General features: G+C 72.3%; 23 protein-coding genes, 1 pseudogene and 1 riboswitch. Of the genes and pseudogenes, 16 read left to right on the forward strand and 8 right to left on the reverse strand.

The window, feature by feature from the left end; translation table 11 throughout:
- The first annotated feature begins 108 nt into the window (after positions 1–108).
- Both KUM40_RS10775 and KUM40_RS10780 read left to right on the forward strand, forming a co-directional pair.
- Positions 109–273, forward strand: coding sequence for a hypothetical protein (locus KUM40_RS10775; protein WP_217165548.1), 165 nt, complete (start codon positions 109–111; stop codon positions 271–273).
- A gap of 82 nt (positions 274–355) precedes the next feature.
- On the forward strand, positions 356–664 hold the full coding sequence (locus KUM40_RS10780) for a hypothetical protein (RefSeq protein ID WP_217165549.1): 309 nt from the start codon (positions 356–358) through the stop codon (positions 662–664).
- A gap of 63 nt (positions 665–727) precedes the next feature.
- Here KUM40_RS10780 and KUM40_RS10785 read toward each other — a convergent pair whose 3' ends face one another.
- Complete coding sequence (locus KUM40_RS10785; RefSeq protein ID WP_217165551.1) at positions 728–1012, reverse strand: hypothetical protein; 285 nt, start codon at positions 1010–1012, stop codon at positions 728–730.
- A 222-nt stretch (positions 1013–1234) separates the two neighbouring features.
- On the opposite strand from KUM40_RS10785, the gene KUM40_RS10790 reads away from it, so the two are divergent.
- Complete coding sequence (locus KUM40_RS10790; RefSeq protein WP_217165552.1) at positions 1235–1456, forward strand: GntR family transcriptional regulator; 222 nt, start codon at positions 1235–1237, stop codon at positions 1454–1456.
- Between the two features lie 25 nt (positions 1457–1481).
- On the opposite strand, the pseudogene KUM40_RS10795 reads toward KUM40_RS10790, so the two are convergent.
- Positions 1482–1814: pseudogene (locus KUM40_RS10795) on the reverse strand (DUF5995 family protein); the annotation flags it as partial.
- A 174-nt stretch (positions 1815–1988) separates the two neighbouring features.
- On the opposite strand from KUM40_RS10795, the gene KUM40_RS10800 reads away from it, so the two are divergent.
- Positions 1989–3137, forward strand: coding sequence for a glycoside hydrolase family 6 protein (locus KUM40_RS10800; RefSeq protein ID WP_217165627.1), 1149 nt, complete (start codon positions 1989–1991; stop codon positions 3135–3137).
- On the opposite strand, the gene KUM40_RS10805 is transcribed toward KUM40_RS10800, so the two are convergent.
- Complete coding sequence (locus tag KUM40_RS10805) at positions 3119–4582, reverse strand: uracil-xanthine permease family protein (RefSeq protein WP_217165554.1); 1464 nt, start codon at positions 4580–4582, stop codon at positions 3119–3121. The two genes, KUM40_RS10800 and KUM40_RS10805, sit on opposite strands and share 19 nt — an antisense overlap.
- A 213-nt stretch (positions 4583–4795) precedes the next feature.
- A complete protein-coding gene (locus KUM40_RS10810; protein WP_217165556.1) occupies positions 4796–6007 on the reverse strand; it encodes an MFS transporter in 1212 nt (403 codons plus the stop codon).
- 151 nt (positions 6008–6158) lie between these two features.
- Between KUM40_RS10810 and KUM40_RS10815 the strand changes: the two genes are divergently transcribed.
- On the forward strand, positions 6159–7358 hold the full coding sequence (locus KUM40_RS10815) for an ROK family transcriptional regulator (protein WP_217165557.1): 1200 nt from the start codon (positions 6159–6161) through the stop codon (positions 7356–7358).
- A 149-nt stretch (positions 7359–7507) separates the two neighbouring features.
- Here the strand turns inward: KUM40_RS10815 and KUM40_RS10820 are convergent, their stop codons facing one another.
- Positions 7508–7942: a hypothetical protein gene (locus KUM40_RS10820; protein ID WP_254394921.1), complete on the reverse strand. Its 435-nt coding sequence runs from the start codon at positions 7940–7942 to the stop codon at positions 7508–7510.
- Positions 7939–8703 carry an SDR family oxidoreductase gene (locus KUM40_RS10825; RefSeq protein WP_217165559.1) on the reverse strand — a complete coding sequence of 255 codons (765 nt, stop codon included), beginning with the start codon at positions 8701–8703 and terminating at the stop codon, positions 7939–7941. The genes KUM40_RS10820 and KUM40_RS10825 overlap by 4 nt, the downstream gene beginning before the upstream one ends.
- A 181-nt stretch (positions 8704–8884) precedes the next feature.
- A riboswitch (FMN riboswitch) is annotated at positions 8885–9015 on the forward strand.
- 149 nt (positions 9016–9164) lie between these two features.
- On the opposite strand from KUM40_RS10825, the gene KUM40_RS10830 reads away from it, so the two are divergent.
- The 9 genes from KUM40_RS10830 to KUM40_RS10870 all read left to right on the forward strand — a co-directional run bounded on the left by KUM40_RS10830 (position 9165) and on the right by KUM40_RS10870 (position 16542).
- Positions 9165–9767, forward strand: coding sequence for a riboflavin synthase (locus KUM40_RS10830; protein WP_217165561.1), 603 nt, complete (start codon positions 9165–9167; stop codon positions 9765–9767).
- Positions 9764–10408, forward strand: coding sequence for a nicotinamide mononucleotide transporter family protein (locus KUM40_RS10835; RefSeq protein WP_217165563.1), 645 nt, complete (start codon positions 9764–9766; stop codon positions 10406–10408). The genes KUM40_RS10830 and KUM40_RS10835 overlap by 4 nt, the downstream gene beginning before the upstream one ends.
- Positions 10405–11694 (forward strand): bifunctional 3,4-dihydroxy-2-butanone-4-phosphate synthase/GTP cyclohydrolase II, encoded by a 1290-nt coding sequence (locus KUM40_RS10840; protein WP_217165565.1) that lies wholly within the window; start codon positions 10405–10407, stop codon positions 11692–11694. Before KUM40_RS10835 ends, KUM40_RS10840 begins: the two co-directional genes overlap by 4 nt.
- Before the next feature lie 41 nt (positions 11695–11735).
- A complete protein-coding gene (ribH, locus tag KUM40_RS10845; RefSeq protein ID WP_217165567.1) occupies positions 11736–12221 on the forward strand; it encodes a 6,7-dimethyl-8-ribityllumazine synthase in 486 nt (161 codons plus the stop codon).
- Positions 12222–12254: 33 nt separating this feature from the next.
- The gene (locus KUM40_RS10850) at positions 12255–12527 is read left to right on the forward strand and encodes a phosphoribosyl-ATP diphosphatase (protein ID WP_030380826.1); all 273 of its coding nucleotides are present in this window, start codon (positions 12255–12257) and stop codon (positions 12525–12527) included.
- Positions 12528–12596: 69 nt separating this feature from the next.
- Positions 12597–13454: an ATP phosphoribosyltransferase gene (hisG, locus tag KUM40_RS10855; RefSeq protein WP_217165569.1), complete on the forward strand. Its 858-nt coding sequence runs from the start codon at positions 12597–12599 to the stop codon at positions 13452–13454.
- 49 nt (positions 13455–13503) lie between these two features.
- Positions 13504–13968 carry a PH domain-containing protein gene (locus tag KUM40_RS10860; protein WP_217165571.1) on the forward strand — a complete coding sequence of 155 codons (465 nt, stop codon included), beginning with the start codon at positions 13504–13506 and terminating at the stop codon, positions 13966–13968.
- 208 nt (positions 13969–14176) lie between these two features.
- Positions 14177–15508 (forward strand): hemolysin family protein, encoded by a 1332-nt coding sequence (locus KUM40_RS10865; protein WP_217165573.1) that lies wholly within the window; start codon positions 14177–14179, stop codon positions 15506–15508.
- A complete protein-coding gene (locus tag KUM40_RS10870; RefSeq protein WP_217165575.1) occupies positions 15505–16542 on the forward strand; it encodes a hemolysin family protein in 1038 nt (345 codons plus the stop codon). Before KUM40_RS10865 ends, KUM40_RS10870 begins: the two co-directional genes overlap by 4 nt.
- 1 nt (position 16543) lies before the next feature.
- Here KUM40_RS10870 and KUM40_RS10875 read toward each other — a convergent pair whose 3' ends face one another.
- Together KUM40_RS10875 and KUM40_RS10880 are read right to left on the reverse strand one after the other, a co-directional pair.
- Complete coding sequence (locus KUM40_RS10875) at positions 16544–18400, reverse strand: AAA family ATPase (RefSeq protein WP_217165577.1); 1857 nt, start codon at positions 18398–18400, stop codon at positions 16544–16546.
- A gap of 430 nt (positions 18401–18830) precedes the next feature.
- Entirely contained in the window at positions 18831–19451 is a 621-nt protein-coding gene (locus KUM40_RS10880; protein WP_217165628.1) for a uridine kinase, read from the reverse strand.
- A 254-nt stretch (positions 19452–19705) separates the two neighbouring features.
- On the opposite strand from KUM40_RS10880, the gene KUM40_RS10885 reads away from it, so the two are divergent.
- Together KUM40_RS10885 and KUM40_RS10890 are read left to right on the forward strand one after the other, a co-directional pair.
- Positions 19706–21112 carry a peptidase C39 family protein gene (locus KUM40_RS10885; RefSeq protein WP_217165579.1) on the forward strand — a complete coding sequence of 469 codons (1407 nt, stop codon included), beginning with the start codon at positions 19706–19708 and terminating at the stop codon, positions 21110–21112.
- A 118-nt stretch (positions 21113–21230) separates the two neighbouring features.
- Positions 21231–21383, forward strand: a complete 153-nt coding sequence (locus KUM40_RS10890) for an SCO1431 family membrane protein (RefSeq protein ID WP_217165581.1) — start codon at positions 21231–21233, stop codon at positions 21381–21383.
- Positions 21384–21421 lie beyond the last annotated feature (38 nt).

The raw sequence follows: 21421 nt of genomic DNA on the forward strand, positions 1-21421 counted from the left end.
CAGGACCCTCGACAAGTCCCATCGTTGCAGGTCAGGAGCACTCTCCGCTTATTTGATCAAGCCTCGGACAACTCCACCTCGTGAAAGCGCGAGGCTAGGAGGAACCCCATGTACGACACCACGAAGCCCTTGAAGGCTCAGCCCGTCATCTGTCAGCACTGTGGGGAAGAGGTGCCGCAGAAGGAGGGCCGCGGGCGTCGCAAGCTCTGGTGCACCCCCGACGCCGGCCAGCAGTGGCGGCAGCGACTCAGGGCGCTGGGCTATCCCGTGTGACCCGCACCACTTAGGCAAACATCCGGCCCTCCGCGCCCCATAACTCCACTGTCAGCAACACCGCCGACGGAGGAGAGACGACATGCTGAAGCCCGAGAACCTGCGTTTCCTGGGGATGCTGGGAGTCGACGCCGGGATGTTCGCGATCGTGGACCCGATCTCCACGGACCACGTGGCCTATGTCGCGGAGCACAACCCGGGCGATCTCCCGGCGCACGACTTCGAGTACGCCACCGTTGCCCCCACGCCGATGGGAGATGGCGTCTTCGAGGTCTTCGCGGTCCTGAGCGACGAGGGGGACTACGTCGGCGCGTACATCGACTTCACGAAGCAGTACCAGGACGCCGACGTCGACGACATGCCCCTTCCGCGGACGGAGGTGGAGGCGTAGCAGCACAAGAGAGCCCCTGTCTTCCCCGTGTGGGGAGGGCAGGGGCTCTCTTGCGTTGTAGGGCTACTCGACGTCTTCGTCCTCGTCGTCCTCGTCGTCCTCTTCCGGGTCGGTCTCGTGCAGTCGGCTCCCGCGTGCGTCGGCTACTCCGATGACGTCGCGGAGGTGCTCCATGGTGATGCCCAGCAGCGCCATGGCCTCGTCAACGGTGGCACGGTCGGCCTCCAAGATGCGCCCCACGACGTCGAGGAAGACGCGGGCTCCGTCGACCTGACGTTCCTCGATGCTGTCTGCGATCCGGGAGACAACGCCCCCGGCGGCAGAGGTACGGATGTAGACGGATCCCACGCCAGTTCCGGGCATGGAGACGCGTCGAAGGACGACGGACGGCTTCGGTACTCTGTGCGGCATGTCGGCTCCCGTTAGTCGACGTAGCCCCTGGGGTGGCCCCTCTACCGGCCGCCCTGGGGGCGCTTGCGTTTGGGCTGCCAACCGTACCGCGAAAGGTCGAAACCTCGAAGGGCCGAACCGTCGGAAGCGTGAACGGCGAAAACGTCGGAAGCTAGGCCCATGATCGATAGGACTCAGCCCGTGCACCCGCAGATCGCGACGATTCTGCGGCAGCGCATTGCGGACGGTACCTATCCGGCCGGCTCACGGGTCCCCGGCGTCGTAGCGCTGAGTGCGGAGTTCGACGTAGCCGTGTCGACGGTTCACCGTGCGATGGCTGCGCTACGGGAAGAGGGTCTGATCATTACGTGGTCGGGGCGCGGGTCGTTCGTAGCTCAGTAGGGATGCGGCGTAGGTCGGCTCATCTCGCCAGCGCGAACTGCAGCGGCCGTACCCCGGGATGGCGGCGGAACTGGAACAGGGGGCGCCAGCAGGCGGGCGGACGGCGGCCTTCCTCCGCCGCGTCCACGGCGGCCAGATAGCGCTCCGCGAACCGCACGTCCAGCGCGATCGCGGCCCCGGAGTCCGCGAACCGGCCGCCGTCGATGTGCCGGTCCACGGCCTCCGTGACGGCGAGGTAGACGCGGTTGAAGACCGTCACCCCGTCCCGGGCGGGCAGCGCCGCGTCGAGGGCGCGCATCCGGGTCAGGACGGTGTCCACCGTCAAGGTGGCCGTCGGGACTTGCTCGCAGTGCGCCATGGCGGCAGCGTCGCAGCTTTAGGGTGACGGCAGTGCCGGCGGGCCCGACGCTTCCCCAGAACGGGGGAACGCGCCCGCCGCGCGGGGGAGGGGGAACCGTACGTGTCAGGCCTTCGTGCCCGGCGTCCGGCCGCTCGCGGGCCGGAGCGCGGGCGCACCGCCGGCCGCGGCGCGATGGTCGCGGCGGCGTCCGTCGTCGTCGCGGTGGGCACCGCGACCGGGATGCTGACCGCGCTCGGCGACGACGGGGGACGCGGTGCCGACGAGGCCCGGCCGGAGGTGACGCGCTCGCCGCGGACACAGTCCCCGCCCGGCACGCCGTCCCCGGCACCCTCGACGCCGCCGTCGCCGTCGGCCCCGCCCTCGCCGACGGCGAAGAAGACGGGCCGCACCGCCGCGCCGACGCAGACCGCGCAGCCTGAGACCGCACAGCCGAAGAAGCCCCGGAGCGCGGCGGCCTCCACCCGGCTCTACCGCCACCCCGACTCCCAGGTCCTCGACTGGGTCAGGGCCCACCCCGGCGATCCGCGCCAGGACGTCATCGAGTCCCGGATAGCCGACCAGCCCGCCGCCGTGTGGTTCGCCGACCACACACCGGCCACCATCACCGCCCGGGTCCGCGCCGTCACCTCCGCGGGCGCCGCCCGGGGCCGGGTGCCGGTCCTCGTCCCGTACGTGATCCCCGACCGCGACTGCGGCGGCCACTCCGAGGGCGGCGCGCCCGACCTGGACGCCTACGACGCCTGGATCGACCGGTTCGCCGCGGGGCTCGGCTCCGGCGACGTCATCGTGGTGCTGGAGCCCGACTCGGTCGCCCAGTCCGAGTGCCTGTCCGCCGGTGAGCGCGCCGACCGCTTCGCCTCCCTGGCCCGCGCCGGACGCGTGATGAAGGACGCCGATCCGAACGCCCGGGTCTACTTCGACGCGGGCCACTCCGGCTGGCACGCGCCCGCCAAGCAGGCGGGCTGGCTGAAGCAGGCCGGGGCCGCCTCGGCCGACTCCTCCGACGGCGTCTTCAGCAACGTCTCCAACTTCCACACCACCGCCGACGAGGTCGCCTACGACCGCGCGGTGCTCGACGCCCTCGGCGGCCCGGCGGGCCTGGGCGCCGTCATCGACACCAGCCGCAACGGCAACGGCGCCCCGCCCGACGGCGAGTGGTGCGACCCGGCCGGCCGCAAGATCGGCCGTGCTCCGACCCTGAACACGGGCATGGGCCGCATCGACGCCTACCTGTGGGTCAAGCTGCCGGGGGAGTCGGACGGCTGCAAGGGGGAGCCGGGGACGTTCACACCGTCGTACGCCTACGACTTGGCGCGCTGAGCCCCGTCGCCGTCGTTGCCACCGCCGCCCCCATTGCCACTGGCGCCACCGTTGCCACTTGCGCCGTCCACCGCCTTCTCGTCGTAGGACGACGTCCCCTCGTCCAGCAGCGGCTGCTGCGTCTTGAGGTGCGCCGGGGCGAAGGCACGCAGCGCGTGGTAGCCGGTGATGACGACCAGGGTGCCGAGCGCGATGCCGCTGAGCGAGAAGGTGTCGGTGAACTCCATGCTGACGTTGCCGACGCCGATGATGATGCCCGCCGCGGCCGGTACCAGGTTCAGCGGATTGCGCAGGTCCACCTTCGCGTTGATCCAGATCTGGGCGCCGAGCAGGCCGATCATGCCGTAGAGGATGACCGTGATGCCGCCGAGCACCCCGCCCGGGATCGCGGCCACCACCGCGCCGAACTTCGGGCAGATGCCGAAGAGCAGGGCGAAGCCGGCGGCGGCCCAGTACGCGGCCGTGGAGTAGACCCGGGTCGCGGCCATCACGCCGATGTTCTCGGAGTACGTGGTGTTGGGCGGGCCGCCGACCGCCGTGGAGAGCATCGAGCCGACACCGTCGGCGGAGATCGCCGTGCCGAGCCTGTCGTCGAGGTTGTCGCCGGTCATCTCGCCGACCGCCTTGACGTGCCCGGCGTTCTCCGCGATCAGCGCGATCACGACGGGCAGGGCGACCAGGATCGCCGACCACTCGAAGCTCGGCCCGTGGAAGGACGGCAGCCCGATCCAGTCGGCCCGGCCCACGGCGGAGAAGTCCAGCCGCCAGTGGTCGGTGAGCCTGCCGCTGCCGTCCACCGAGTGGATCTTCCCGAAGATCCGGTCGAGGACCCAGGAGAGGACGTAGCCGAAGACCAGCCCCAGGAAGATCGCGATGCGGGACCAGAAGCCGCGCAGACACACCACGGCCAGCCCCGTGAACAGCATCACAAGCAGCGCCGTCCACTGGTCCTGCGGCCAGTAGGTGGACGCGGTGACCGGGGCCAGATTGAAGCCGATCAGCATCACCACCGCGCCGGTCACGATCGGCGGCATCGCGGCGTGGATGATCCGCGCCCCGAAGCGCCGCACGGCGAGCCCCACCAGGAACAGCGCGGCGCCGACGACCAGGACCGCGCCGGTCACCGTGGCGCTGGTGCCGCCCTGCGCCCGGATCACGGCGGCGACGCCCACGAAGGAGAGCGAGCAGCCGAGATAGCTGGGCACCCGGCCGCGGGTGGCGACCAGGAAGATGACGGTCGCCACGCCCGACATCATGATCGCGAGATTGGGGTCCAGGCCCATCAGGACCGGAGCCACGAAGGACGCCCCGAACATGGCCACCACGTGCTGGGCGCCGAGCCCGGCCGTGCGGGGCCACGAGAGCCGTTCGTCGGGGCGGACCACCGCTCCGGGTGCGGGCGTGCGCCCGTCACCGTGCAGCTTCCAGCGCACGCCGAGGTCCATGGTGAGGTTTCGCTTTCTCTGTACGTGAGGACGGTCCGGACCATTGTCGGGGGCAGCCCCAGGTCCCACGTGCCACACCCCCCTCGCTGACCAGCGCCTTCCCGCGGGTCCCTCCGGCCGCCGCGGCCGGTCTCGGGCTCGGGACGGGGACGTCCGGACTCCGCGACGCCGCGACGCCGCGACTCCGCGCCCCGGCGGCGCGGAGCGGCACGTTCAGGACTGCCGGTCGGGCACTTCCGCGAGCGGCCCACTGATCTTCGGGCGGTCCCGGTCCCCGGCGCGCAGCACCTTCGCGAACACCACCAGGCAGCAGGCCAGCAGGGTCACCAGGCCGAACGACACCACCAGGCTGGTCGCCTGGGCCACACCGCCGATCGCGCTCGGCGCGATCAGACCCGAGGTGTACGTGACGGTGGCGACGCCCGCGATGGCCAGGCTCGGGTTCGAACCGGCGCGGCCGGCCGCGGCGAAGCACAGTGGCACCACCACGGCGATACCGAGGCCCATCAGCGCGAAGCCGGTCATCGCCACCGCCGGATGGCCCCCGACGACGACGAGCAGACCGCCGAGGGCGGCCAGCACCCCGCCCACCCGGACCGTGCGCACCGCGCCGAACCGGTCCACCACCTTGTCGCCGGCGAGCCGGGCCAGCGCCATGGTGAGCGTGAAGCCCGTCGTGCACGCCGCCGCCAGTCCCGCCGAGGTCGCCATCTCGTCCCGCAGATAGACCGCCGACCAGTCCAGGCTGGCGCCCTCCGCGAACACCGCGCAGAACCCGACCGCGCCGATCAGCAGTGCCGACCTGGGCGGCAGCGCGAAGCGCGGCGGCGGGTCCTCGCCCTCGGCGGGCTGGAGGTCCAGCACCCAGGTGCAGGCGACCAGGCCCGCCACGGTCAGCACGGCGGCGGCCAGGACGTGGTGCGTCCGGGCGCCCGCGCCCAGGTGGGCGGCGAGCGTGCCGGCCGCCGAACCGATCACGGCGCCGGTGCTCCACATCCCGTGCAGCCCGGACATGATCGACTTGCCGAGGCGATTCTCGATCTCGACGCCGAGCGCGTTCATCGCCACGTCCGACATGCCCGCCGTGGCGCCGTAGACGAACAGGGCGAGGCACAGGGTGAGCAGGTTCGGGGCGAGGGAGGGCAGCACCAGCGCCAGCGTCCACAGGGCCAGCAGGCCGCGCAGGGCTGCACGGGCGCCGAAGCGGTGGGTGACGCGGCCGGCCAGCGGCATGACGAGGGACGCGCCGACCGCCGGGAAGGCGAGCGCCAGCCCCAACTGACCCGCGCTCACGTCGGCGTGGTCCTGAATCCAGGGCACGCGGGTCGCGAACGAGCCGGTGACGGAGCCGTGCACGGCGAACACGGCCGCGACGGCGTACCGCGCGCGCTTCACCTCGCGTTGCCCGTAGGTCCCTGTGCTCATGATCCACCCCTCCGTGGCCACCCCTGGCCACGCCTCCGTCTTCTCCCGGCCCGTCTTCTCACTGCGCGGCGTAAACTATCAGGGACCCTGCCTGATAGATAGTGGATTACCGGCGTGGGACCCCGCGCCGCCGATCTGGAAGGATCCCGGCATGCCCGCATCCCCGAGCACCGCCCGGGCCATCAACGACCGGCTCGCCCTTCACCTGCTCCAGCGGGAGGGCCCGTTGACGGCAGGGCAGTTGAAGAAACTGACCGGCCTGTCCCGGCCCACCGTGGCCGACCTCGTCGAACGCCTCACCGTCTCCGGCCTGATCGAGGTGGCGGGGGAGTCGGGCGAGCAGCGCCGCGGCCCGAACGCCAGGCTGTACGGCATCGTCGCCGGGCGCGCGTACCTCGCCGCCCTCGACGTACGCACCGAGGGCGTCGCCGTGCTCGTCTCCGACCTGCTCGGCCGGGTGCTCGCCGAGGCCTCCGCGCCGATCGACGACCACACCGGCACCGGTCCCGCGGTGGAGCAGGCGGTCAGCCTGGTCGAGCGTGCGGCGAAGGAGGCCGGCGCCGACCGGCTGCACACCGTCGGCATCGGCGCGCCCGGCCTGATCGACCCGGCCAGCGGTGAACTCCACGACTCCTCCGGGCTGCCCGCGTGGCACCGCCGGCTGATGGTCGCGCTGAAGGAGAAGTTCCCCGCGGCACGGGTCGGCGTCGAGAACGAGACCAACCTCGCCGCCCTGGCCGAGCAGCGCGACGGGGCGGCCCGGGACCGGGACACCTTCGTCCTGCTGTGGCTCGGCCTCGGCATCGGCGCCGCCGTCGTCCTCGACGGCACGCTGCGCCGGGGCGTCTCCGGCGGCGCGGGCGAGATCGGCTTCATGCCGGTGCCGGGCACCTCGGGCCTGCCCTCGGCCACCGACTGCGACGGCGGCTTCCACTCCGTCGCCGGGGCGTTGGCGGTGACCGCCCTCGCGGCCGAGTACGGGGTGACGGCGTCCCCGGCCGGCCCCGAGCCGCACGCGGCCACGCTGGTCCGGGAGGCGGTACGCCGGTCGGGGCCCGGCGGCGACCCGGCCGCCGGGCGGTTCCTCGACGCCCTCGCCGACCGGATCGTCCTCGGTGCCGCCGCCGTCGTCTCCGTCCTCGACCCCGGCTGCCTGGTGCTCGCCGGCGAGATCGGCCGGGCCGGCGCCGACGCCCTCGCCGACCGCATCCAGCACCGCCTCACCCGGATGTCCCCGCTGGCCACCGAGGTACGTCCCAGCACCCTGGGCGGCGGCGCCGTACTGCGCGGCGCCCTGCTGACCGCCCGCGACCGCGCCCAGGACGAACTGTTCGCCCCGCCCGAGCGGTAGCCCGCGGCGCGCGCTCGGCGGGGCGCCCGACCGCACGCGGGCGCCGTCCGCGTGCGGGGTGCGCGTCCGGGGTGAGCCCGGTCAAGGGTCAGCCGGTCAGCCGGTCAGCCGGTCAGCCGGTCAGCCGGTCAGGGGGCAGGGGGTAGAGGTCAGACCGACGGTCGCCGCGGGGCCGGGGCGTGCTCCCGGAAGGCCGTCCCGTCGGCCGCCAGCCACACCAGTACGGCCGGCAGCAGCACCGCCGCTCCCAGCAGTGCCATGAAGCCCGCACCGCTCGCCGCCGACAGGGGCTCCAGATGCCGGGCGTGAAACAGGAGATGGGCGACGGAGGACACCAGGTAGGCCACGAGCGCCGTCAGCACCAGACGCCGTTCCATCGCCACCACCGCCGCGCACAGCACCACGGCGAGGGCGAGGCTCGCCCCGCCGAAGTCCCGGAGCAGATGCTCGTTGTAGGGCGGCAGGTGCGACACCCAGGGCCACTTCCAGAACAGCTCGGGCAGCAGCAGGATCCACAGCCCCAGCACCACCTGGCCGCCCGCGAGCAGTCCCAGCCCCGCCCGCAGCCACGCCCGTCTGCTCATCCGCGCCGCCCGTCCGCCCCGCCGCCGTACCGCACCGTCAGATACTCCTCGAACGTCCCCTTGCCGACCGCGTGCTCGGGCGCGAGATGCCCACCCTCGCGGAACGCGCGGTAAGTCTTCCCCGCGAGCGGCACGTTCACCACGGCCCGCCGGCGCCCCGTCGCGGTCAGATACGCGCGGGCCAACGACTCGAAGGTGCGCACCTCGGGACCGCCCAGGTCCGGCACCCGCCCGGCGGGCGCGCCCGCGGCCAGCCCGGCGAGCCGGTCCGCGACCTCCGCCACCGCCACCGGCTGGTCGGCGGCATGGGCCGGCAGCACCACGACCGGCACCTTGGCCAGGCTCTGGAGCACCTGCACCACCAGGTCGTGGAACTGGGTCGCCCGCAGCACCGTCCACCCGAGCCCCGACTCCTCCACCAGCTTCTCGACGGCGAGCTTGGACCGGTAGTAGCCGAGCGGCACCCGGTCGACGCCGACGATCGAGATGTGGACGAGGTGGGCCACCCCGGCCCGCCGCGCCGCCGCGATCAGGTTCACGGCCGACCGCTCGTCCCCGCCGCGCTGCGTGGTCGCGCAGTGCACGACCGTGTCCACGCCGGCGAGCGCCGTGTCCAGGCCGATGCCGCCCCGGCGCAGGTCGACGGCGTACGGCTCGCTGTGCCGGCTGAGCACCCGCACCTCGTGCCCGCCGGCGCGCAGCCTTTCGGTGACGGGCCGGCCGAGTGTGCCGGTGCCGCCGGTCACCAGGATCGTGGTCATGCTGTTCAACCCCTGTTCGGACGCGGGAACTCCCGGGTGGAGCGCCCTGTCGTCAGCTCGGACCGCGTGGCACCCGCGAAACGTGACATAGCCGGGGCGGAGGAGCGCTCTGTGAGCCACCCCACACACTCTGCCCGCATGGACGGCGATCAGTCGTGGCAGACTGGCCCTGTACCAGAAGCAGCGCACTCCGGGGTCGGTGAAAGTCCGAACCGGCGGTTACAGTCCGCGACCCGGTCGCTTCCAGCGGCCGGTTGACCAGGTGAAATTCCTGGACCGACGGTTAAAGTCCGGATGGGAGGCAGTGCGCGGCGGGCGAGCACACGTGCGCGCCGCCGATCTCTGGGCGCGCCCGTCACGGGCGGGCCCGTCCGGCGTCGTTCCCGGTGTCCTCGCTCGCGATGTCTGTCGTTCCAGACAGCCCCGGAGTCCGTGCCCGAAGAGGCAGGAGGACCCGGGAAGTGTTCACCGGAATCGTCGAAGAGCTGGGCGAGATCACCGCCGTCGAGATGCTCGACGACGCCTGTCGCTTCCGCCTGCGCGGCCCCGCGGTCACCGAAGGGGCCCGGCACGGCGACTCCATCGCCGTCAACGGCGTCTGCCTCACGGTCGTCGACCACGAGGGCGAAGAGTTCACCGCCGACGTGATGGCCGAGACCCTCAACCGCTCCAGCCTGGGCGCCCTCGCCGTCGGTTCCCGCGTCAACCTGGAGCGCCCCACCGCCGTCGGCGCCCGGCTCGGCGGACACATCGTGCAGGGCCACGTCGACGGCACGGGCGAGATCCTGGAGCGCAAGCCCTCCGAGCACTGGGAGATCGTCAGAATCTCCCTGCCCGCCGACCTCGCCCGCTACGTCGTGGAGAAGGGTTCCATCACCGTCGACGGCATCAGCCTCACCGTCGTCGACGCCGGGCCGGACTTCTTCACCGTCAGCCTCATCCCCACCACCCTCGACCTGACCACGCTGGGCATCAAGCAGCCCGGCGACCCGGTCAACCTCGAGGTGGACATCATCGCCAAGTACGTCGAGCGGCTGCTCACCGCCCCGGGGGGCACCAGGTGAACTGGCTCAACTCCGAGGCGTTCACGCTGTTCGACCAGCACATCAAGTGGTCGGACATGATCGGCAACGTGATCGGTCTGCTCGGCCTCGCCCTCGGCTGGCGGCGCTCGATCTGGACCTGGCCCGTGCAGTTCGTCTCCGGGCTCGTCCTCTTCACGGCCTTCGCCACCGCCCACCTCTCCGGCAGCGCCGGCAAGCAGATCGTCGTCATGGCCGTCGCCGCCTGGGGCTTCTGGCAGTGGAACCGCGGGCGGCAGCAGTCGCAGGACGGCTCTGTCGCCGTACGGTTCGCCACCTGGCGCGAGCGCGGGGTCCTGGCCGCCGCGGCCGCCGTCGGCACCCTCCTGGTCGGCGGTCTGTTCACCGCCTTCCCGACCCTGTCCTGGGACCCCTGGCCGGACGCGTACATCTTCGTCGGCACCGTCGTCGCCATGTACGCCCAGGCACGCGGCATGGTCGAGTTCTGGTTCGCCTGGCTGCTGGTCGACCTCGTCGGCGTCCCGCTGAACTTCGCCAACGGCTTCGCCTTCTCCGGCTTCGTCTACGTCCTCTACGGCGCGCTCGTCCTGTGGGGCCTGCGCGACTGGTGGCTGCGCTCACGCGACGCGGCCCGCCCCCTCCCGGAAGGAGCGCCCGCATGAGCACGGCACCCATCCTCTACGCCCCAGACGGCATCGACGACCTCACCCTCGACCCCGTCGAGCAGGCCGTCGCGGACATCGCCGCCGGCCGCCCGGTCGTCGTCGTCGACGACGAGAACCGCGAGAACGAGGGCGACCTCGTCGTCGCCGCCGAGAAGGCGACCGAGGAGATCGTCGCCTTCATGATGAGCGAGTGCCGCGGCCTGATCTGCGCCCCCATGGAGGGCGAGGAACTGGACCGGCTCCGGCTCCCGCAGATGGTCGACGACAACACCGAGTCGATGAAGACCGCCTTCACCGTCTCCGTGGACGCCACCGCCGCACACGGCGTCAGCACCGGTATCTCCGCCTCGGACCGCGCCACCACCCTCCAGCTCCTGGCGAGCGGCACCGCCGAACCCACCGACCTGGTCCGCCCCGGGCACGTCTTCCCGCTGCGGGCCCGCTCCGGCGGCGTACTCGTGCGCGACGGCCACACCGAGGCGGCCGTCGACCTGGCGCGCCTCGCGGGGCTGCGCCCGGCCGGCGCCATCGTGGAGATCGCCGGCGAGGACGGGCGCATGCTGCGGCTGCCCGAGCTGATCCCGTTCGCCCGCAAGCACGGCCTCACGATCATCTCCATCGAGGACCTCATCGCTCACCGGCGCAGCGCGGAGCCCACCGTCCGCCGCGAGGCCGAGGTCCGACTGCCCACGAAGCACGGCGAGTTCACGGCGTACGGCTACCGCTCCACGGTCGACGGCGTCGAGCACATCGCCCTGGTGCACGGCGAGATCGGCGACGGCGAGGACGTGCTGGTCCGCATCCACTCCGAGTGCCTCACCGGCGACGTCTTCGGCTCCCAGCGCTGCGACTGCGGCCCCCAGCTCGACGCCTCCCTGGACCGCATCCAGGCCGAGGGCCGGGGCGTGGTGGTCTACCTGCGCGGCCACGAGGGGCGCGGCATCGGCCTGATGTCCAAACTGCGCGCCTACGAACTCCAGGAGCGCGGCCGGGACACCCTCGACGCCAACCTGGAACTCGGCCTGCCCGCCGACGCCCGCGACTACGGCGCCGGCGCCCAGATCCTCCAGGACCTCGGCGTACGCGCCGTGCGCCTGATGACCAACAACCCGGACAAGAGCGACGCCCTCGTCCGGCACGGCATCGAGGTCACCGGCCGCGAGCCGATGCCCGTCCAGGCCGGCGAGCACAACCTGCGCTACCTGCGCACCAAGCGGGACCGGATGGGACACGACCTGCCCTGGCTGGACACGGCCCCCGTGTCCACCTGCGGCAACCAGTAAGCAAGAGACGCCAAGAGACGCCAAGAGACGCAAGGAGACACGTGAGCGGCAAGGGTGCACCGGAACTGTCCGTACGCGACGTGGGAGACCTCAGGGTCGCCGTCGTCGCGGCACAGTGGCACGACAAGGTGATGGACGGACTGGTGGACGGCGCCCTGCGCGCCCTGCGCGACCTCGGCATCGACGAGCCGACCCTGCTCAGGGTTCCCGGCAGCTTCGAACTGCCGGTCGTCGCCAAGGTCCTCGCGGGCCGCGGCTACGACGCGATCGTCGCCCTCGGCGTCGTCATCCGCGGTGGTACCCCCCACTTCGACTACGTGTGCCAGGGCGTCACCCAGGGCCTGGTCCAGGTCTCCCTCGAGACCGGCGTCCCCGTCGGCTTCGGCGTCCTCACCTGCGACACCGAGGAGCAGGCCCTGGACCGGGCCGGTATCGAGGGCTCCAGCGAGGACAAGGGGCACGAGGCGGTGACCGCGGCCGTCGCCACGGCGGCCACGCTCCGCTCAGTATCCGAACCGTGGCGCTAGCCCGTCCGGCACACGCGTAAAGTGGGGGCCACCATGTCCAAGAAGACTTTCGAGGAGCTGTTCACCGAGCTCCAGCACAAGGCCGCCCACGGCGATCCCGCCACCTCCCGCACCGCCGAACTGGTCGACAAGGGCGTCCATGCCATCGGCAAGAAGGTCGTCGAGGAGGCCGCGGAGGTCTGGATGGCCGCCGAGCACGAGGGCAAGGACGCCGCCGCCGAGGAGATCTCGCAGTTGCTGTACCACGTCCAGGTGATGATGGTCGCCCGCGGCATCTCCCTGGACGACGTCTACGCCCACCTGTAAGTCACAGCACCTGTAAGTCACAGCACCCCCTTTCTCTTCTCACCCCGTCACGCAAAGGAAGCCGACCTCATGCTGCGCATCGCCGTCCCCAACAAGGGTTCCCTGTCAGGCCCCGCGGGGGAGATGCTGCATGAGGCCGGCTACCAGCAGCGCCGCGAGGCCAAGGAACTGCGGATCGTCGACCCGACCAACGAGGTCGAGTTCTTCTACCTCCGCCCCCGCGACATCGCGATCTACGTCTCCTCCGGCAAGCTCGACATCGGCATCACCGGCCGCGACCTGCTGATCGACTCCGGCGCCGACGCCGAGGAGATCCTGCCGCTCGGCTTCGCCCGCTCCACCTTCCGCTTCGCCGGCCGGCCGGGCACCGCGAGCGGCATCGACGACCTCAAGGGCCGGACCGTCGCCACCTCCTACGAGGGCATCGTGGCGGCGCACCTGGCCGAGCGGGGCGTCGACGCCTCCGTCGTCCACCTCGACGGCGCCGTCGAGACCGCCATCGAACTCGGCGTCGCCGAGGTCATCGCGGACGTCGTCGAGACCGGAACCTCCCTGCGCAACGCGGGCCTGGAAGTCTTCGGCGAGCCCATCATGAAGTCCGAGGCGATCGTGATCCGCCGCTCGGGTGCGGAGCCCGACGACACCACCGAGCCCAAGGTCCAGCAGTTCCTGCGCCGCCTCCAGGGCGTCCTGGTGGCCCGGACGTACGTGATGATGGACTACGACTGCCGGGTCGAGCAGTTGGAGAGGGCCGTCGCCCTCACCCCCGGCCTGGAGTCCCCGACCGTCTCCCCGCTGCACAACGAGGGCTGGGTCGCCGTCCGCGCGATGGTCCCGGCCAAGGAAGCCCAGCGGATCATGGACGACCTGTACGAGATCGGCGCCCGGGCCATCCTGACCACGGCCATCCACGCCTGCCGGCTCTGACCCACGGCCATCCACGCCTGCCGGCCCTGAGTCCGCCCGGAGCGACGCCATGCCCGACACCACACCGCAGCCGCCCGCCCTGCCCGTCGTCTTCCGTCCGGGCCGCACCCGTGCCGTCCTGATCGTCCTCGCGGTCGTCGCCTTCGCGACGATCACGGCGGTCGGGATGCTGCTGGGCGGCCTCGGCCCCGGGGAGCGCCTCAGCTTCGTGCTGACGGCCGTCCTCCTGGTCGGCGTACTGCTCCTGCTGGCCCGGCCCCGGGTCGTCGCCGACGAGACGGGCGTCACCGTGGTCAACCTGACCACCAGGCGACGCCTGGCCTGGCCCGAGATCCTCCGGGTCAACCTCCGCCACGGCGACCCCTGGGTGTTCCTCGACCTCAGCGACGGCACCAGCCTGCCCGCGCTCGGCATCCAGCCGGGCATCGCCAGGCAGCGGGCCATCGCCGACGCGCGCGCCCTGCGCGACCTCGTGGAGGCCCGTTCCGACACCCTCCCCGAGGCTCCTTTGTGACTGATGCCCGGCCGCCGACCCTGCCGCGGGCACCCTTTTCGTGATTAATCTGGGAACGAGGACGCGGTCGTCGCGTCCTCGCCCCTGTCGCTCCGCCCGGTGCGCGGGGGTTCCTGCTACCCGAGGAGTGACTCCCTCCGGCGATGGACGGACCGTCCTGCAGTATCTGCGCCGCCCCCTGCTGTGACATCCCACAGGCGGCGGCATCATGACCACCCCCCTGCTGCTCCTGGCAGCCGCGTTCCTGCTGATCCTCGCCAACGGCTTCTTCGTCGCGGCCGAGTTCGGCCTGGTGACCGTCGAACGGCCCGAGGCCGAGCAGGCCGCCGCGACCGGCGACCGGCGCGCCCGGCGGGTCGTCGAGTCCCTCAAGGAGCTGTCGTTCCAGCTCTCCGGCACCCAGCTCGGCATCACCATCACCTCCCTCGTCGTCGGCATGCTCGCCGAACCGGCGCTCGCCCGGCTCCTGGACGGCCCGTTCACGGCGGTCGGCGTCCCCGACGGCGCCGTGTCCGGTGTGTCCGTCGTCGTCGGCATGCTGCTGGCCTCCGCCGTGCAGATGGTGATCGGCGAGCTGGTGCCGAAGAACTGGGCGGTGTCCAAGCCGCTCCAGGTCGCGCGCTTCGTCGCCGGCCCGCAGCACGCCTTCGCCCGGCTCTTCCACCCGGTGATCGCCGCGCTCAACACCGTGGCCAACCGCCTGGTCCGCGCGCTCGGCATCGAACCCGCCGAAGAGCTGGCCTCCGCCCGCACCCCCGGCGAGCTGGTCTCCCTGGCCCGGCACTCCGCCCGGGCCGGCGCCCTGGAACAGGACACCGCCGATCTCTTCGTACGGACCCTGTCACTCGGCGAACTGACCGCCCAGCACGTCATGACCCCGCGCGTGAAGGTCAGCGCCCTGCACTCCTCGGCCACCGCCGAGGACGTCGTCAACCTGACCCGCGCCACCGGCCTGTCCCGCTTCCCCGTCTACCGGGAGAAGATCGACGAGATCGTCGGCATGGTCCACCTCAAGGACGCCCTCGCGGTCCCCGTGCACGACCGGCTGCGCACCCCGGCCGGCCGCATCGCCCGCCCGGCGCTGCTCGTCCCCGAGACCCTGCCCGTACGGCCGCTGCTCACCCGCCTGCGCAGCGAGCAGCCCATCGCGGTCGTCGTCGACGAGTACGGCGGCACCGCCGGCGTCGTCACACTGGAGGACATCGTCGAGGAGATCGTCGGCGAGGTCCGCGACGAACACGACGGCCTCGACGTGCCCGAACTCGCCCCCGCCCCGCCCGAGGAGGGCCGCCCCGCCTGGGACGTCGAGGGGAGCTGCCGGGTCGACACCCTGCGGCGCATCGGCCTTCAGGCGCCCGACGGACCGTACGAGACCGTGGCCGGGCTCGTCGCCGACCTGCTCGGCCGCATCCCGGCCGTCGGCGACCGCGCGGAGCTGCCCGGCTGGCGGCTCTCGGTCCGGCAGGTCGGCCACTACCGCGCCGAGCGCATACGGCTGGTGCGCACGGCGCCCGTCTCCGTGCTGGAGGCCGCCCGATGAGCGTCCTGCAACTGCTCTTCGCCGCACTGCTCGTGCTCACCAACGGCTTCTTCGTCGGCGCCGAGTTCGCGCTCGTCTCCGTGCGCCGCAGCCAGATCGAGCCGCTCGGCACCGCCCGCGCCCGACAGGTGCTGTACGGCCTGGAGCGGCTGCCGCAGATGATGGCCGCCGCCCAGTTCGGCATCACCGTCTGCTCGCTGACCCTCGGCGCGGTCGCCGAGCCGACCGTCGCCCAGCTCCTCGAGCCGGTCTTCGAGTGGATCCACCTGCCGCACGGCATGATCCACCCGCTCGGCTACGTCATCGCGCTGGCCGCCGTGGTCTTCTGCCACCTCGTCATCGGCGAAATGGTCCCGAAGAACCTCGCGATGGCCGCCCCCGAGAAGGCCGCGCTGTGGCTGAGCCCCGGACTGGTCGCCTTCGCCCGCCTGTGCAGGCCCATCACCGTCGCGCTCGGCGCCTGCGCGCAGGGCATCCTGCGGCTGTTCCACGTCGAGCCCAAGGACGAGGTCGAGGCCGTCTTCACCAGCGAGCAGCTCAACCGGCTGGTGGAGGACGCCGGCCAGGCCGGCCTGCTCGACCCGGAGGAACAGGAACGCCTCGAGGACGCCCTGGAACTGGGCTCCCGCCCGGTGACGGACGTACTCCTCGGGCGGGAGTCCCTGGTGACGGTCAGCCCCTCGGTCACGCCGGGCGAGATCGTCGCGCTCACCGCCCGCACCGGGTACTCGCGCTTCCCGGTCGCGGCGGAGCAGGGCGCCTTCATGGGATACCTGCACGTCAAGGACGTACTCGACCTCGAGGAATCCGACCGCGCCGTCCCGCAGCACCTGTGGCGGCACATGCCGACGCTGCGCCCCGAACTCCCGCTCGACGACGCCCTCACGGTGATGCGGCGGGCGGCGACCCACCTCGCCCAGGTGACGGACGCGTCCGGGAAGCCGCTCGGCCTGGTCGCCCTGGAGGACGTACTGGAACTGCTCGTCGGAGAGGTCAGGGACCCGGCGCACCGGGAGGTGACGCTGGCGACGTAGCTCACATCGCCGACGGGTCCTGCGGACCCCGCCCGGACAACACCTCGCCGTACGCCTGCATCAGATCCGGCAACCGCAGCGTCGCCAGGTCGTCCCGCGTCAGCTCGCCGGGGTACACCGACAGCCGGAGATCCCGGTACGCGCAGCTCTTCTCGTACAGGGTCCGCAGGAACCGCCCGTTGCCCAGCTCGTCGATCCACCCCTGGTCCACCACGTGCCCGGCGATCGACCGCAGCTCGTCCAGGGCCTCCTCGTCCCACCCGTCACCGTTCTCGGCCGCGAGCACCTCACCGATCGAGGTCAGCTCCAGGGGCCGGTACGACGGGAAGTCGACGCGTGAGGTGAAGCGGGAGGACAGCCCCGGGTTGGCGGTCAGCAGCCGGTCCATGCCCTCCGGATAGCCGGCCAGGATCACCACCAGGTGGTCGCGGTTGTCCTCGGCCCGCTTCAGCAGAACCTGGAGCGCCTCGTCGCCGTACGCGTCGCCCTTGCCGTAACCGGAGTTGGACAGGGAGTACGCCTCGTCGACGAAGAGGACGCCGCCGAGCGCGGAGTCGATCAGTTCGTTCGCCTTCACGGCGGTCTGGCCCAGGTACTCGCCGACCAGATCGGCCCGCTGCGCCTCCACCAGGTGGTCGCCGCCGAGCAGGCCGAGGGCGTAGAAGACGCGGCCCAGGATGCGGGCCACGGTGGTCTTGCCCGTGCCGGAGGGACCGGAGAAGACGAAGTGACGTTTGGGCGGCTGGACCGGCAGCCCCTGCCCGGCGCGCAGCCGTGCCATGTTCAGTTGCGCGGACAGGGCCTTGACCTGTCGCTTCACCGGCTCGAGACCCACCATCCGCTCCAGCTCGGCGAGCGCCTCCTCCAGTAACGCGGGATCGGTGGGCCCGGTGGGCAGGGAGGGGTCGGGGCCGCCCGTCCTCTCGCGCACCGGCGGTCCGTCGAGCGGGGGCAGCGGGACGGAGAGCGGGGAGCCGGGCGCGGAGAGCTTGAGGTCGCGCTCCTCGGTGCCGAAGAGGGGGTCGAGTCCGTCCAGGCCGTCCGCTCCCGCCCCGGCCTGCGCGAGCCCCGCGAGGTCGGCGGAGTCGTCGTAGCCGTCGCTCTCGGCTATCGCCGCCAGCCGGGCCGAGGTGTCCATGAAGGCGGGGTCGACGCGGTGCACGGCCCGGTACAGCGGGAGCGCGGCGGCGCTGCGGCCGGTGCCCTCGTGCGCCCGCGCCAGCCAGTAGCGCAGCTCCTTGCGCTGCGGCTGCTCGCTGCGGCACCGCATGAGGGCCGCCGACAGCAGCGGCTCGGCCTGTCCGTACATCTCCAGGCGGACCCGGGCCATGCCGCTGAACAGACCGGCCTCGATGCCCAGCAGGGGATCGCCGAGGAGCGGGTCGGTGTGCCGGACGAGCTGTTCCCAGTCCTTGACGAGGTAGGCGCGGCAGGCGTGCAGGAAGCGGACCTGGGGGTCGGAGTCGACGGGCGGCAGACCGGCCAGGGCCCGGTCCAGCTCCGGGACGTGCCGGCCGTCCAGCCAGTGCGAGGCGTGCGCCAGCAGCAGATCCCGGGGCTTCTCCAGCACGGGCTGCACCCACCAGCCCAGCCAGTACCAGGAGTTGAGCGTCCGGCGATGGCGGGCACGCTGCTCGCCGAAGCGGTCCCGGTTCCGGAACATCCTGAGCAGTGCGTCCGTGGTGTCGACACGCAGCGCGTGCAGCCCCAGCCAGCCGTCGGCCATCGTGGGATCGATGCGTACCGCCGCCCGGAACTCCTCCTCCGCCTGCGGGTAGGCGCCCATGGTGTAGGCGTCCACGCCGCGCAGCCAGGCGAGTTCGGCCGGGGCCTGTCGGCCCTGCGTGCCGAAGTCCATCGCGTCCCCCACCTACCGTGCCCCCGTCGGTATGCCGCCGAGCCGTCGCCCGCCGACCGCCTCGGTCAACGGCACTGCCGCGGACCGGAGTTGCAGGTGCGCGCGGCAACCGCCCGTAGGTCGCACCGATGGCATCGTACCCGCGGTGGTCTTTCCCCCGAAGGGTGCGGGGAGGTGCCGTTCCACGAGGTGGGAGCGGCGGGGGCGCACGGCGGGGCGGTGACCGAGGGTGAGTGCGTGGCCTCACGGAGCAGCCGCACAACGGGCTCAGGGCAGAACGAAGCCCCCGATCACGGGGGAACAACCGGGGGCTTCGCGTCTGTCGGCGGCTTCGAACTGCCGCACATTCAGAACGTAAGACCTGTACGGGCCCCGGGTCAAGCAGAGTTGGGGCGCGTCGACCGGTTGCCGGGGCGCGATCTTCACGAGTTCAGCACATTGCGGAGGGTCCGTCACCCTGCGTGAGGAAGTGGGGTCCGGGGATGGTTCCCGCGGGCCCCGGCAGTACCTCGTACCCCTGCTCTCGCTGCCGCACCAGAAGGTGCGCGAAGGGGCGCGAGGGGTCATCGGCGAAGTGCCGGCGCTCGGCCGGGATCCACCCGTCCCAGAAAGTCCGCTGTTCCGCTCCGTCGCGCGCCCGGCCCCGCGCCCAGGCCGCCTCCCGGGGCAGCTCCATCCACAGCAGCCCGGCCAGGTACGGGCGCAGCGCCTCGCGGCCCGCGCCGACGCCCTCGACGAGCATCACCGGAGCGGGCGGCAGCGGACGCGGAGCCCCGAAACGCCGGGTGCGCCAGTCGTAGGGGGCGTAGTACGCGGTGGCGCCGCGCCCCAGCGGCTCGATCACCTGGTCGAGCAGCCGCCCGGTCCAGTCGAACAGCTCGTCGTGACTGGCGATGTCGTCGAGGTGCAGCACCGGCACACCGCCCAGCTCGGCCGCCAGCCGCCCGGCGAACGTGGACTTCCCGGACCCGGCGTACCCGTCGACGCCGATCAGGCGGACGGGCCCGCAGGAGGGGGGAAGCCGGCGGAGCAGGGCTGCGAGGTCGAGGATGGCGGATCCTGTACGGCGCGAAGGGGCGGAGGAGCGGAAGGGGCGGACACGGTTCGCTCGCACTCTAACCGCCCCCGGCCTCCGCGCAGCCGCCCTCCGGCCCGCCACTGGTCGACACCAATATTCATGGCGTGGCGTGCGTGGAAGTGCTGGCAGGAGTGGTCGCCCGCGGCCATAGTTGGCCCACGACCGCGCAACGGAACCGCCCGACCCGCCCGACCCGCCCGACCCGGACACCTGGGGGTCTCCCGCCCATGAGCAGAGTCGAACAGCCGTCCCGCAGAGCCGTCCTGGCGGCGGCCGTCGCCGCGGCCGCCGTGGCCGGCGGCGCGATCCCGGCCACCGCGGAAGCCGCGCCCGGCCCCGGCGACGGCGCCGGAGGTGGCACCGCGGACCCCGACCTCGCCCGCGCCCGACAGGCCGCCCGGCAGGCCGACTACCGCGCCTGGACCACGTGTGCCGACTGGCGGCGCGGGACCGTACGGGGTGCCCGCCCCGTGGCCGGCGCGCGTCCCGGGGTGGTGATCGGCGCCCCGGCCGGCACCACCGACTACACCGACCCGCACACCGGCACCACCGCCACCTGGGAGTACGCGACCTGGACCTCGCCGGTCCACCGGCTCGCCGTGCCCTCGACGGAGGTCATCGCCTCCTGGAACGCGCACACCCCGAGCGGCACCTGGATCCAGGTCGAACTCAGGGGCACCTACTCCGACGGCACGGACACGCCCTGGTACGTGATGGGCCGCTGGACGGCCGGCGACGGCGACCGGGACATCCGGCGGACCTCGGTCGACGACCAGAGCGACGGCAAGAGCAGCATCTGGACGGACACGTTCTCGATCGACGACGCCGCCACCGGCCTGCGCCTGACCTCCTACCGCCTCCGGCTCACCCTCCACCGCCGCCCCGGCACGAGAAGCACGCCCACCGTGTGGCGGCTCGGCGCGATGGGCTCCGACGTCCCCGACCGCTTCACCGTGCCGGCCTCCACTCCCGGCCTCGCCCGGGAACTGCGCGTCCCGCGCTACTCGCAGGAGATCCACAAGGGCCAGTACCCCGAGTACGACAACGGCGGCGAGGCCTGGTGCAGCCCCACCTCCTCGCAGATGATCATCGAGTACTGGGGCGGCCGCCTCACCGAGGACCAGCTCGCCTGGGTCGACCCCTCCTACGCCGACCCGCAGGTCTGCCACGCCGCCCGGTACACGTACGACAACCAGTACGAGGGCTGCGGCAACTGGCCCTTCAACGCCGCCTACGCCGCCACGTTCAAGGGCCTCCAGGGTGTGGTGACACGCCTCGGCTCCCTCGCCGACCTGGAGGCGCTGATCGCGGCCGGCATCCCGGCCATCACGTCCCAGTCCTTCCTGGAGGAGGAGCTGACCGGCGCGGGATACGGCACCTCGGGCCACCTGATGACCGTGATCGGCTTCACCGCCGACGGCGACGTGATCGCCAACGACCCGGCCTCGGACGACAACGAGGCGGTGCGCCGCGTCTACAAGCGGCGCGAGTGGGAGAACATCTGGCTCAGGACGAAGCGGTACAACGCAAGCGGCCAGGTCGCCTCCGGCACCGGCGGGGTCTGCTACCTGTACTTCCCGGCCCACCCGAGCCCGCGGCAACGCGAGGCGCTCGAGGCGGTGGGCGTGCGCTGACCGGCCCCGCTGTGACCAAGCTCTCGGCCGCAAAAGCCGCTCACGGTGGCAAGGTGGACACCGTGAGCGGGGGATCTCCGCCGAAGTCGTAACCGAAGCCCGGGATCAGCGAGAAGCCATGACTGCACACACCGCCACCGCCACTGGCACCGCCGCCCGCGCCCGTACCGGCGGCCCCAAGGACGACGGCCCGAAGATCCTCGAGCACGTCATGGGCTGGACCCTCGTCGTGGTGATCGCGATGCTCGTGGTTCAGCTAGGCCTCCTGTGACGTGACCGGCGTGTGACCTGCCCCACGACCCGACCTGC

The sequence above is a fragment of the Streptomyces sp. AC512_CC834 genome (genome assembly GCF_019049325.1).
GTDB lineage: Bacteria > Actinomycetota > Actinomycetes > Streptomycetales > Streptomycetaceae > Streptomyces.